At 70.9% G+C, this 12,318-nt stretch carries 12 protein-coding genes; 4 read left to right on the top strand and 8 right to left on the bottom strand.

Going from position 1 to position 12,318, the window contains the following annotated elements; all coding sequences use genetic code 11:
- Positions 1–23: 23 nt before the first annotated feature.
- Complete coding sequence (locus AB0J72_RS00815; protein WP_363392920.1) at positions 24–671, bottom strand: hypothetical protein; 648 nt, start codon at positions 669–671, stop codon at positions 24–26.
- A gap of 371 nt (positions 672–1,042) precedes the next feature.
- Between AB0J72_RS00815 and AB0J72_RS00820 the strand changes: the two genes are divergently transcribed.
- Positions 1,043–2,641: an alpha/beta hydrolase gene (locus tag AB0J72_RS00820; protein WP_363392923.1), complete on the top strand. Its 1,599-nt coding sequence runs from the start codon at positions 1,043–1,045 to the stop codon at positions 2,639–2,641.
- Between the two features lie 60 nt (positions 2,642–2,701).
- Here the strand turns inward: AB0J72_RS00820 and AB0J72_RS00825 are convergent, their stop codons facing one another.
- Entirely contained in the window at positions 2,702–3,754 is a 1,053-nt protein-coding gene (locus tag AB0J72_RS00825; RefSeq protein ID WP_363392926.1) for an OmpA family protein, read from the bottom strand.
- On the bottom strand, positions 3,754–5,205 hold the full coding sequence (locus AB0J72_RS00830; RefSeq protein ID WP_363392929.1) for a helix-hairpin-helix domain-containing protein: 1,452 nt from the start codon (positions 5,203–5,205) through the stop codon (positions 3,754–3,756). The genes AB0J72_RS00825 and AB0J72_RS00830 overlap by 1 nt, the downstream gene beginning before the upstream one ends.
- 303 nt (positions 5,206–5,508) lie before the next feature.
- Here AB0J72_RS00830 and AB0J72_RS00835 point away from each other — a divergent pair, with 303 nt between their 5' ends.
- From AB0J72_RS00835 to AB0J72_RS00845, 3 genes are all read left to right on the top strand, one after another.
- A complete protein-coding gene (locus tag AB0J72_RS00835; protein ID WP_363392931.1) occupies positions 5,509–6,618 on the top strand; it encodes an MBL fold metallo-hydrolase in 1,110 nt (369 codons plus the stop codon).
- Positions 6,619–6,757: 139 nt separating this feature from the next.
- Positions 6,758–7,828, top strand: coding sequence for a LacI family DNA-binding transcriptional regulator (locus tag AB0J72_RS00840; protein WP_363392933.1), 1,071 nt, complete (start codon positions 6,758–6,760; stop codon positions 7,826–7,828).
- The gene (locus AB0J72_RS00845; RefSeq protein ID WP_327007418.1) at positions 7,825–8,019 is read left to right on the top strand and encodes a hypothetical protein; all 195 of its coding nucleotides are present in this window, start codon (positions 7,825–7,827) and stop codon (positions 8,017–8,019) included. The genes AB0J72_RS00840 and AB0J72_RS00845 overlap by 4 nt, the downstream gene beginning before the upstream one ends.
- Positions 8,020–8,107: 88 nt before the next feature.
- On the opposite strand, the gene AB0J72_RS00850 is transcribed toward AB0J72_RS00845, so the two are convergent.
- From AB0J72_RS00850 to AB0J72_RS00870, 5 genes are all read right to left on the bottom strand, one after another.
- A complete protein-coding gene (locus AB0J72_RS00850; RefSeq protein ID WP_363392936.1) occupies positions 8,108–9,547 on the bottom strand; it encodes an APC family permease in 1,440 nt (479 codons plus the stop codon).
- 111 nt (positions 9,548–9,658) lie between these two features.
- Positions 9,659–10,285, bottom strand: coding sequence for a GPP34 family phosphoprotein (locus AB0J72_RS00855; protein ID WP_363392939.1), 627 nt, complete (start codon positions 10,283–10,285; stop codon positions 9,659–9,661).
- A gap of 448 nt (positions 10,286–10,733) precedes the next feature.
- Positions 10,734–11,288, bottom strand: a complete 555-nt coding sequence (locus AB0J72_RS00860; RefSeq protein ID WP_363392942.1) for a thioredoxin domain-containing protein — start codon at positions 11,286–11,288, stop codon at positions 10,734–10,736.
- Positions 11,285–11,782, bottom strand: coding sequence for a redoxin domain-containing protein (locus AB0J72_RS00865; RefSeq protein ID WP_363392945.1), 498 nt, complete (start codon positions 11,780–11,782; stop codon positions 11,285–11,287). Before AB0J72_RS00865 ends, AB0J72_RS00860 begins: the two co-directional genes overlap by 4 nt.
- Positions 11,783–11,816: 34 nt before the next feature.
- On the bottom strand, positions 11,817–12,281 hold the full coding sequence (locus tag AB0J72_RS00870; protein WP_363392948.1) for a hypothetical protein: 465 nt from the start codon (positions 12,279–12,281) through the stop codon (positions 11,817–11,819).
- Positions 12,282–12,318 lie beyond the last annotated feature (37 nt).

Raw genomic sequence — 12,318 nt, forward strand, 5'->3', positions numbered from 1 at the left:
ACGGGCCCGGACGGACGGACGGTCTACGCCTCGAGCAGCCACCACGCGATCGGGACGCCGCCGGCGGGGGCGGCGGCGTTGAGGTGCAGGCGGAGCTCGCCGGTGGCCGGGTTCGGCACCGCCGCCTTCACCCAGACGGCGGTGCTGCGCTGGGCGAGCGCGAGGGCCCGGGTCGAGGCGTACACGTGCAGGCCGGTGACGGTCACGCTGTTGGCGCCGGCCGGCACGGTCGCCAGGCCGCTGCGGCTGAAGCGCGTCTGGCCGCGGACGGAGAGGGCGGTCTTGCTGTACTCGTCCGGGGCGGAGGCGACGACGCCGATGCCGCCGAGGTCGCCGGCGACGCCGATGACGCCGTAGCCGATGTCGCTGCGGCCGATGACGCCGTTGCCGTTCGAGGAGTACCCGAGGACGCCCGCGTCGAAGCCGGTGGCGTCGACGGCGACGGTGGCGGTGTTGCGGACGTCGAGCGTGGCGGCGTCGGAGGTCGAGCGCAGGATGGTGGACTCGGTGCCGGCGTTGTTGTCGGCGCCCTGGAGGACCGGGTCGCCGGGCGCGGCGGCGGCCGGGGTGGCGGTGGTCATCGCGGCGGCGACCGCGGCCACGCCGCCGGCTCCCGCTCCGGTGAGGATGCCGCGTCGGCTGAGCCGGTTCGATGGCTTCTGGTTGGCCATGACTGATGCTCCCCTCGTGTCGTGGTCATCGTGACCACGTCCAGCTTCGGGGCGGCAAAACCCGAGGTCGAGCGGCTATCCGTCTGCGTTCCCGGCGGAATAGTGGTTGCTTGACAATTCAAAGACTCCAATTCGAATTCAATTTTCCACTGTACCGGAATCATTCATGCCCTAACGATGGCGGCCCCGGGCGGGGGCAGCCGGGCCCCCCGGGGCCCGGGACGGGCGCCCCGGCGGGGTGGAGTTGCTCGGGTGGAGGAAAGGGTCGCCGGCCTTCCGCGCGTCGGGCGCGCCCGAAACGATCGGCGTGACATTGTTTGGCCCGAATCAACTGCCCGAATACACCCATTTGGGCAAATTTGGGAGGATTTGTGGAGCGAAAGACCGTGAAGGGGCTCGCCCTCTTCACCGCGGCGGCCACGGCGTTGGTCGTCGTCCCGGCGACCGGCGCCTCGGCCGCGCCCGGTGCGGACACCGCGGGAGCCGCCAAGATCACGTGGGGTCAGTGCGAGAGCCCGGGCCTGCAGCGGCGGGGCGCCGAGTGCGGCCTGCTCGACGTGCCGCTGGACTACAGCAAGCCCAACGGCAAGAAGATCCAGATCGCCGTCTCGCGGATCAAGGCGAAGGTCGCCGCGAAGGACTACCAGGGCGTCATGCTCGTCAACCCGGGCGGCCCCGGCGGCTCCGGGCTGACGCTGTCGGTGCTGGGCGAGTACGTCCCCAACGGCGCCGGCCAGGCGTACGACTGGATCGGCTTCGACCCGCGCGGCGTCGGCTCCAGCGTTCCCGCGCTGTCCTGCGACAACGACTACTTCAACGGTCCGCGTCCGGAGTACATCCCGTGGAACCAGAGCATCGAGAAGACCTGGCTCGACCGGTCCAAGAACTACGCCAAGGCCTGCGGTAAGGCCGGCGGCGCGCTGCTGGACCACATGACGACGGTGGACTCCGTCAACGACATGGAGTCGATCCGCAAGTCGCTCGGCGCCAGCCAGATCAACTTCTACGGCTTCTCGTACGGCACCTACCTCGGCCAGGTCTACGGCACGCTGCACCCGAAGCAGGTGCGCCGCATGGTGCTGGACGGCAACGTCGACGTGCGCAAGGTCTGGTACCAGGCGAACCTGGACCAGGACGTGAACTTCGAGCGCAACGAGCGCATCTGGTTCGACTGGGTCGCCAAGTACGACTCGGTCTACCACCTGGGCAAGACCGGCACCGAGGTGCAGCTGCGCTGGTACGCGGAGCAGAACAAGCTCCGCAGCAAGCCGGCCGGCGGTGTGGTCGGCGCGGACGAGTTCGCCGACATCTTCCTGTACGCCGGCTACTACCAGTCGACGTGGCTGGAGCTGGCCGAGGCGTTCGCCGGCTGGGCCAACGACAAGAACACCGACCTCATCGTCGCGGCGTACGAGAACTACGTCGCCCCCGGCGACGACAACGGCTTCGCGGTCTACAACGCGGTGCAGTGCACCGACACCCAGTGGCCGCAGAGCTGGAACACCTGGGAGCGCGACAACTGGCGCACGTTCCTCAAGGCGCCGTTCATGACCTGGGACAACGCCTGGTACAACGCGCCGTGCCTCTTCTGGCCCGGCAAGGTGTCCAAGCCGGTCAAGGTCGACGGCTCGAAGGTCCAGAGCGTGCTGTTCGTCGGCACGACGCTGGACGCCGCCACGCCGTTCGAGGGCAGCCTCGAGGCGCGCCGCCGCTTCCCCAACAGCGCGCTGCTGGCCGAGGTCGGCCAGACCACGCACGCCAACTCGCTCAACGGCAACGAGTGCGTCGACAACGTGATCGCCGACTATCTCGCGACCGGTAAGCTGCCGGCCCGCAAGCAGGGCGACCGGGCCGACGCCACCTGCGACCCGCTGCCGCAGCCCGACCCGACCGAGGTCTCGCTGCAGGCGAAGTCGCTGCGGGCCGACAGCAGCGCGGTGCGCGCGCCGCTGTTCCCCGTGCACCACTAGATCGCGCTGCACAAACAGCGGGGCCCCCGGAGAACCGGGGGCCCCGCTTTCGTACAGGAGCTACTGCTGGACGATGAACTCGACCCGGCGGTTGATCGCCTTGGCGGCGTCGCTGGTGTCGGGGACCTTCGGGCGGGACTCGCCGAAGCCCTTCGAGGACAGCCGCTCCGGCGCGATGCCCAGCGCGACCAGCGTGTCGAGGACCGTCTTGGCACGGGCCTCGCTCAGCGTCTGGTTCCTCGCCTCGGTGCCGGTGCTGTCGGTGTGGCCCTCGATGCTGATCCGGATGCTGGGGTTGGCCTTCAGGATCGAGGCCACGTTGGCGACGACCGCCTGGCCCTGCTGGGTCAGCGTCGCCTTGTCGTTCTCGAACTCGACCGTCGGCAGCGCCACCAGCTGCGTCTGCACCTGCTCGGCCTTGGCCTCGCCGATCGCCAGCTCGTTGCGCACGATGCCGGTGACCTCGCGGGCCGCCTGCTCGGCCTGGTCCTTGACCGCCTGCGACACCACGGTGCCGGTCAGCGTCACGGTGCCGCCCTGCAGGTCGACGACCCCGGCCTTGGTCTCCTTGCCGAGCGCGACGAGCACCGGTGCCAGTGCTGCGATCTTGACGCCGTCGGTGCTGCGCTTGGCGTCGACGGTCACCTCGTCGAGCACGTTCTCGCTGCCGAAGGCCGTCTTCACCGCGTCGGCGAGCGCCGACTTGGCGGCGTCGTCGGCCACGGTACCGGTGAGCGTCGCCTTCCCGGCGTCGACGAGCAGCTTCACCGCGACCGGCGACGGCGGCACCTCGACCTTCGGCGGCGCGATCACCGTCACGACCCGTACGCCTTCCACGGCGCGCGAGACGTCCTCGGCCTTCTGCTTCTCGTCGGCGGAGCCGACGCGCACCGTGCCGTCGCGCCCCGTGAACGACACCTGCGCGTCGATCCCGGCGTTGCTCAGCGCGACCTTCGTGTGGTCGGTCAGCACGTTCTCGACGTGGTGCCGGAAGGGCACCTCCATGCCCGCCGCGAGCGCGGCCAACCCGACCACGCCGACCACGATCGGCACCACCGGGTTGACCCTGCGCAGCTCGTGCCGCACGGTCCGGGTCGTCGTCGTGCCCGCCATCAGGCGGACCCGGCGTCGCTGCCGGCGGTCTCGGCGGTGCCGCCGAGCGGAGGCTTCGCGGTCGGCTCCCGGCCGGCGATCAGCCAGTCGGTCAGCTCCTTGAACTCCTCTTCCTTGCCGTCGGCGAGCAGGCGCGCCTGCCGGGCCCAGGTGACGATGCTCGGGGCGAACCGCAGGTCGGCCGCCTCGATCGCGGTGCGCAGCGTGTCCACGTCGGACTCGGCGAGCTTCACGTAGGTCCGGATGCCGGCGGCGAGGAGCGCGGCCGACATCTTCGGGCCGATCCCCTCGATCCGCTGCAGGTTGTCCGGCGGCCCGTCGTCCACGGCCACCGCCGCGACGACCGGCTCGGGCTCGGGCTCCGGCTCGACGACCGGCTCGGGCTCCGGCTCGGGTGCGATCTCGGCAGCCGGCTCCGGCTCCGGTTCGGGCTGCGGCTCCTGTACGGGCTCAGCCGCGGCAACGGGATCCGGTGCCACGACGGGCTTCTTGGGGGTCGGCTCACGACCGGCGATCAGGTAGTCCGTGAGCTCCTTGAAGGCAACCTCGTCGCCGTCCGCGAGGAGCCGCGCCTGACGGCTCCACGAGCCGATGCTCGGTGCGAATCGCAGATTGGCGTTGGCGAGCGCGTCTTCCAAGGTGGACCGCTCGGCATCGGCCAATGCGGCATAGGTGGTGATGCCTGCCGCCTTCAGCGCCGCGGCGATCTTGGGACCGATGCCTTCGATCCTGGCGAGGTCGTCCTCGGCCTTGGGCGCTTCCGCCGCCTCGGGCGCGTCCCCGAGGACCGGCACCGCCGCGAACGCGGACTCGACCTCGGCGACCAGTTCGTCATCCACAACGACCGGGTTGTCCACAGCGGGCGTCTCGGTCGCGGCGACCGGCTCGGGGTCGGGAGTAGGTTCGGATTCGGCAGAGGGTTCGGCTTCGACGAGGGGCTCGACGTCGGCGACCGGCTCGGTCTCCTCGACCGTGACGGGCGCCGGGTCCTCGACGACCGGGTCTCCTGCCGCGGGCTCGGCCGGCAGCGACTCGGCCGCGGAAGCCGCGACCGGTTCGGGCTCGGGGTCGGCCTCCGCGACGGGTTCGGACTTCGCGAGCGCGACCGGCTCGGGCTCCGCGACGGGCTCGGGGTCGGGGTGGGCAACAGGTGCCGGCTCCGCGACGGGCTCGGCAACGGGCTCGGGGTCGGCAGCCGGCTCGGGGTCGGCGGCAGTCGCTGGCGCCGCGACGGGCTCAGCGTCGGCGACCGGCGCCGGCTCCGCGGCCGACTCGGCGACGGGCTCGGCCGGCGCGGCGGCGACGAGGGGTTGGGGGGTCGCGGGGGTGGTGGTGGTTTCCTCGGAACGGATCCGGCGCACCTGACGGCCCCACCAGAGGTAACCGACGAGCAGGCCGAGGAGGAACGCAACGATGATGAACAACAGTGACTGGTTGATGAACCAGGTCACGACGGGCCTCCGGGGGGAAAGTGACCGACGCGTGATTGGGGGAAGTTTGCGGGCAGCTTTCCATACCTCGATAGCTTCGCAACAGAGCCGGAAAGACGGCGCGACCTGCCGGTTCTGTTCGATCACGGCGGGCGTGGGCGGGGCGCGGGAAAACGTTGCGGAGCATTTGCGCTGATGAGAGGGCATGTGACGGGGCGTGACCGCCAGGGCGGCGGAAAATCCGTGCAACCGTTGATGTGGTGCCGATGGAAAGCTTGGTGCTGAAGCTCACGACATGGCAGGTGAACTGGAGGTCGACGAAGCATGGGCAAGACGACACGGGTCCTGACCCTGGCGGCGGTCGCGGCTGCGGCGGGTGGGGTGGCGTGGGCGCTGCGTGACCTTCCGGCGCAGCTGGGCGCGGTCGCGTCGGGGGCGAGGGCGGAGCGGATGCGGCGTTCCCCGCAGTTCGGGGACGGCAAGTTCGTCAACCCGGTGCCGGCCGAGGCCCTGCCGGACGGCGCGATGGCCAATGCGTTCCGCCAGCTGATCTTCGGTCAGCAGCCGCGGCGGCCGCAGGGGGTGATCCCGGTGGTGCGGCCGGTGTTCCCCGCGAAGCAGGACGGCGACCTGCACGTCACGTGGCTGGGGCACTCGACGGCGCTGGCGGAGGTCGAGGGCGTGCGGGTGCTGTTCGACCCGGTGTGGAGCGAGCGGTGCTCACCGACGTCGTTCGTGGGGCCGAAGCGGCTGCACCCGATGCCGCTGGGGCTGGAGGAGCTGCCGAGGATCGACGCGACCGTCATCTCGCACGACCACTACGACCACCTGGACCTGGCGTCGATCAAGGCGCTCGCCAGGACGCAGCAGGCGCCGTTCCTGGTGCCGCTGGGCGTCGGCGCGCACCTGGAGCGCTGGGGCGTGCCGCTGGACCGGATCATCGAGCTGGACTGGGACGAGTCCGTGGAGGTCCGGCACGTCACGCTGACCGCCACGGCGGCGCGGCACTTCTCCGGCCGCCGGTTCACCCGTGACGGCACGCTGTGGGCGTCGTGGGCGGTCAAGGGCGAGCGGCGCAGCGTGTTCTACACGGGCGACTCCGGCTACTGGGGCGGTTACAAGGAGATCGGCGAGCAGCACGGGCCGTTCGACGTGTCGCTGATCCAGGTCGGCGCGTATGGCGACGCGTGGCCGGACATCCACATGAAGCCCGAGGACGGGGCGAGCGCGCACCTCGACGTGCGGGCCGGGGTGCTCATCCCGCTGCACTGGTGCACGTTCAACCTGGCGGTGCACGCGTGGTCGGAGCCGGTCGAGCGGCTGCTGGACGAGGCCGCCGCGCGGGACATCACGCTCGCGATCCCCCGACCAGGTGACCGGCTCAACATCGACGCGTTGCCGTCAGTTGAACCGTGGTGGCGGGCTATTGCGTAAGGATTAAAAGAGCAGCTCAGGGCACGTGTCGGGGCACACATGCAAGGACCCGACAAAAGGCTGGCGGACGGGCTCCCTCCCGACGTACTGTATCGATACAGAAGGACTGGATCGATGCAGAGAAGGGAGGAGCCCGACCATGAAGGCCACGTTGCAGACCATCGCCGACGAGCTCGGCGTGTCACGCAGCACGGTGTCCAATGCCTACAGCCGGCCGGATCAGCTCTCCCCCGAGCTGCGCGCCAGGATCCTCTCCGCGGCCCAGCGGCTCGGCTACTCGGGGCCCAACCCGACGGCGCGCTCGCTGCGCAGCGGCAAGGTCAACGCGATCGGTGTGCTGCTGACCGACAACCTGTCGATGGCGTTCACCGACCCCTATGCGGTGGCCTACCTGCGCGGGCTCGCGGAGGCGGCCTCGGCGCGGGAGACCTCGCTGCTGCTGCTCAACCTGCCCAAGGACGAGGCGGCCGGCCGGCGCGTCATCAGCAACGCGGCCGTCGACGCCTTCTGCCTCTACTGCGTGCCCGACTGGCACTCGGCGCTGGAGCTGGTGCGCTCCCGCGGCGTGCCGATCGTGATCGGTGAGGACCCGCGGGCGTTCGGGCCGGAGGCGAGCTACGTCGGCATCGACGAGCGCGCGGCGGCCCGACGGCTGGGCGAGCACATCGTCAACCTCGGCCACCGCGACATCGCGGTGGTGGCGCACTGGATCGTCGACGACGGCGTCACCAGCCAGGTGCACGCCGACCCCGACGACCTGCGCTACTACGTGACCGGCGAGCGGGTCCGCGGCTTCCGCGACGCGTTCCTGGCCGCGGGCGTGCCGTGGGAGCGGGTCGTGCTGATCAACGGGGCCGCGAACCAGCGCGAGGAGGGCGCCGAGGCGGCGGCCCACGCGCTCGACCGGCTCGACCGGGCGACCGCGATCCTGTGCACCTCCGACGTCCTGGCCCTCGGCGTGCTCGACGCGCTGCGGGTGCGGGGCCTGCAGGCCGGCCGGGACGTCTCGGTCACCGGCTTCGACGACATCCCGGAGGCGGGCGCCGCCGGGCTCACCACCATCCGCCAGCCCAGCGTCGAGCGCGGGCGGCTCGCGGGAGAGCTGCTGCTCGACCCGCCCGAAGACCCGGCGCTGCGTCGCCTGACGCTGCCCGTATCCCTGGTGGTCAGGTCGACCACCGGACCCAACACTGCCAAGGAGAAGTCATGACCCCGATCGCCCTGATCATGTCGCTGGAGGCCGTCCGCCTGGAGGCGAACTCGGCCATGCCCAACGCCCCCGTCGTCGACGACCGGCGCCGCGAGTCGGCCACCATGGGCAAGATGCGCAACTTCACCGCGCGCACGCTGCGCCGGGCGGCCGACCGAGTCGAGCCCACGCCGGCCCTCACCTACGGGTAAGGCGGGGGCCGGACCGGCCGCGAACCCACGCAGCACGCCTGAACGACGAAGGGCCCGGGGCAACCGCCCCGGGCCCTTCTGCGTGCGGCTAGAGCGCCGCGTAGTCCGGGGTGTCCGCCCGGGCGGTGCTGGCGCGGGCGCCGAGGCCGATCGCGTCGTAGTCCTGCCGGCTGGTGGCCCGCAGGATCAGCGCCCAGATGACGCCGATGACCGCGACCGCACCGTACGCCGCCGGGAACGCCCAGACGGCCGCGTTCTCGGTGCCGGGGGCGAAGCCGAGCAGGCCGCCGAAGTTGTCCACGACGAGCCAGATGATGTACGCCAGCGCCGCCGACGAGATGATCGGGGCGATCAGCCGGGACCAGGCGCCTTCGCCGCGGGCGTCCTTCAGGAAGAACCCGATGACCGACAGCGAGGTCGCGAAGACCAGGAACAGCACGCCGACGCCGCCGGAGGTGCCCAGCCAGAAGAACAGGTTGAGCATCGGGTCCCAGCCCTGGACCGCGAAGAGCACGAGCACGACGAGCGCGATCACGGTCTGGAAGATCGAGCCGGACGACGGGGCGCCGGAGCGGGCCCGGGTGCGGCCGAAGAACGCCGGGAGGACCCGCTCACGGCCGAGCGCGAACGCGTAGCGCGCGGTCGTGTTGTGGTAGCTCAGGGCGGCGGCCGCGATGCTGGTGGTCAGCAGGACGAGGCCGAGGTCGGCGGCCCAGGCGCCGCCCTTCTCCGCGAGGGTCGGGAAGAACGGGCCGCCGGACTCGGCCATCTCCTGCGCGGCCGGCACGGTGGCGTCGACGCCGATGCTGACCGCGGCGGCCCAGCTGGTGACGGCGTACGAGACGACCATGACGGCCAGGCCGAGGAACGTGGCGACGGCGACGGTCCGGTTCTTGCCCTTGGCCTCCTCGGCGAAGACCGGGGCGGCCTCGAAGCCGACGAACGCGGTGACGCAGACGGCGAAGGCCGGGCCGGCCGCGTCCTTCAGCGAGCTCCAGTTCCACGGCTCGAGGCTGACGCCGCCCTCGGCCGGGTTGCTGAGGAAGATGAAGTCGAAGATCGTCACGGCGATCAGCTCGGCGCCGAGCAGGACCATGAGGACCTTGCTGTTGACGTCGACCCGCAGCAGGCCGAGCACGGCGATGACCAGCCACAGCGCGAGCGCCAGGATCCACCAGTCGACGTTCAGGTCGGCCTTGTCCGCCAGGATCAGCGAGGCGTAGAAGCCGAACGCGCCGTACAGGCCGATCTGCAGCAGGTTGTAGGCGAGCAGCGCGACCAGGGACCCGCCGACGCCGAGCGGCCGGCCGAGGCCCTGGGAGATGTAGCTGTAGAACGCGCCGGCGTTGGTGATGTGCCGGGACATGGCGACGTAGCCGAAGCTGAACACGGCCAGCACCACGGCGATGATGACGAACGCGAGCGGGAAGCCGGTCACGCCGACCCAGCCCCAGGCCGACGAGACCAGGGCGCCGACCACCATGAGGGGGGCGGCCGCCGTGAGGGCGAACATGATGACGGACGGCACGCCGAGACGGTCTCGGGCCAGTGCCTGGGATACCACGCTCGGTCGCGCAGGCGACGTTGCGGACATCGGTCCTCCAGGGGGTTTTGAGGGGGAAGGGGAGAGGAAAGTCCGCTAGCCGCGCTGCGACAGCACCGAGTCGCCGACCGCCGCCTCGACCTGCAGGATCAGGTCGCGCAGCGGTGGCGGCAGTGCGCCCACCGCTTGTTGAAGTCTTCTGATGCTGGTCTGGTCGGTGTCCCACAGGACGTGACCGGTGAGCCCGGTCGCGTCGGCCAGGCCGGCGAGGGTGGTGTCGGCGACCCGCATCGGCTCCTGCCCGGTGAGCAGTCGGCGCAGCCGCACCACCCGCCCGGCCGGCAGGTTGATGTCGGTGGCCACCCATCGGGTCGTGGTGCGCAGCAGCCGCCGCACCTGGGTCTGCTCGACCAGGCCGACGCGGGCGAGCCGCTGGCCGACCGCCTCGACCGCGGTCTGGCCGAGGAAGAGCAGCCAGGTGCGGATCTCGCGGTGCTGGGTCTCCGCGACCATGGTGGCGAGGTTGGTGTGGGCGAGCGGGTCCGACGGAGGCTCCCGGTTGATCACTCGCAGCCGGGCGCCCTCGCAGACGATCCGCTGCTCCAGGACGAGCTCGCCGAGCATCGCTCCCGCGAGGCCGAGCTCGACCGCCCGCTGCGACAGACGGGACCGGCCGTCCCTGTCGTCGTGCGCGATCAGGAAGAAGTCATCTGCAAGCAGCATCCGCCCGCACTCCTCGAAGAGGGCAGGGTGAAGCGCGCCACGAACCCCAGCCTGGCGCTAACCGTCACCGCACATCCGTCTTCAGCTCAGTATGGATCCGAAAGATCTCACGGACCCAACGCGAAAGCATGCACTGCGGGACAGTGCCACCGCAACTTATGTAATGAGGATTTTGAATGATTGTCTTCAGGCAAGTGATATTGACGCCGGGCACAGCCAGCGGAGGCTACCGAGCGTGAGGGGCAGTAATTCGGGTCCAAACGGCACTCATTCACACCGTGGGTAACATTCGGATCCGTATGGCTGAGGCATTGTTGAGCTTTATCCGCTGCTGATTGCGGTACAGAAGTCAATGATCGATATCGCACTGGGTAATCGGCGCCGGACGCGCCAAATGGCCGGCTCCCACACAGCGCGTAATGAGAGCCGGCCTTACGTTGCGGGAGCGTCAGGTGGCCGCCTCGGCCGCCTCGTCGACCGCCTCGAGCAGCTCCTCCAGGGCGTACCCGCCGTCGTGGCGGACCCCGTTGATGAAGAACGTCGGCGTGCCGTTGACCCCGCTGCGGACCCCACCGACGAAGTCGCGGCGGACCCGGTCGAGGTGGACGTGCGCGCCGACCTCGTCGGCGATCTCCTCCGACGGCAGGCCCAGCCGCTCGACGCCGACCATGAGCTGGCGCGGGTTGATGCTGCGCTGGTGCTCGAAGAGCCAGTCGTGCGCGGGCCAGAACCGCCCTCTGGCCGCGGCCGCCTCCGCCACCTCGGCGGCGAGCTCGGCGTAGGGGTGCACGTTGGTGAGGGGGAAGTGCCGGTACGTGTAGCGGACCGTCTCGTGCCGCAGCCGCAGCAGGTCCCGCACGATCGCGTGCGCCATGCCGCAGTAGGGGCACTGGTAGTCGCCGTACTCGACCAGCGACACCGTGCCCTCGCCCTGCGTGTGCTCGTCGGGCCCGACCGGCACCACCAGCCGGGCCACCGTCACCTGGAAGGGGGTCGTGGTCACAGCACCGGCCGCCGTCCGCTGTCGAGGCCTTCGAGCGCGTTGAGGATGCCGTCGGCGCCGGGGTTGACGCCGGCGGCCGTGACCTGGCTCCAGGCCACCATGCCGTCGCCGTCGAGCACGAACAGGGCCCGCTCGCAGACCCCCGCGCGATCGTTGTAGACGCCGTACCGCCGGGCCACCTGCCCCTTGGGCTCGAAGTCGGCCAGCAGCGGAAAGGTGATCCCCCGGTCTTGCGCGAACGCCCGATGCGACCAGACGTTGTCCACGGAGATGCCCAGCACGCCGGCGTTGTAGCGCTCGAACTCGGGCATGACCGCCTGGTACAGCGCCATCTGGTCGCCGCAGACGGGGCTCCAGTCGGCCGGGTAGAAGGCGAGCACCGCCGGGCGGCCACGGTACTGGGCCGTGCCGACCCGATGATCCGGTGCGACGGGCAACTCGAAGTCGGGTGCACGCTGTCCTGCGTGCAGCGCCGGGGATACAGAACCGCTCATTCCTCAACGGTTCGCCGGGCTGCGGCGGGGCGGGTCACTCCGACGGGGTGACCGTGGTGACCTTCAGCGGGCTGCCGGTGCACTGCGACTCGAAGCCCGGGTCGGGCAGGCCGGTGACCTTGACCCGCTGGCCGGCGCGCAGCCCGGCGGCGGGCGGGCCGATCAGGACCCACACCACCTTGTCCGTGACCAGCTCGACGCAGGCGCCGGCGACGCGGACCTGGCCGGTGGTGGTGAGGACGGAGAAGTCGTCGGTCGGCTCGTGCGGCGCGGTGGTCTTCGGCACCCCGGACGGCAGCGTGGTGAGCACCGAGGTGTCCGGGCTGGGCGCGCCCTTCGACGGGGAGGGCGCGGGCGTCGAGGACGCGGGCGAGACGGAGGGCGCGGGCGCGGCGGCCGTGTCGGTGGCCCGGTCGGCGGACTTCGCGGCGCACCCGGTCAACGCGACCGGCAGGGACAGTGCGGAAACGGCGAGGAGGAGGCCCAGTGCTCGGTTCATGGCACTTGGACCTCCTCCGGCCGCGCGCGGTTCCGCG

The organism is Dactylosporangium sp. NPDC049742, assembly GCF_040674675.1.
GTDB classification, from domain to species: Bacteria; Actinomycetota; Actinomycetes; order Mycobacteriales; family Micromonosporaceae; genus Dactylosporangium; species Dactylosporangium maewongense.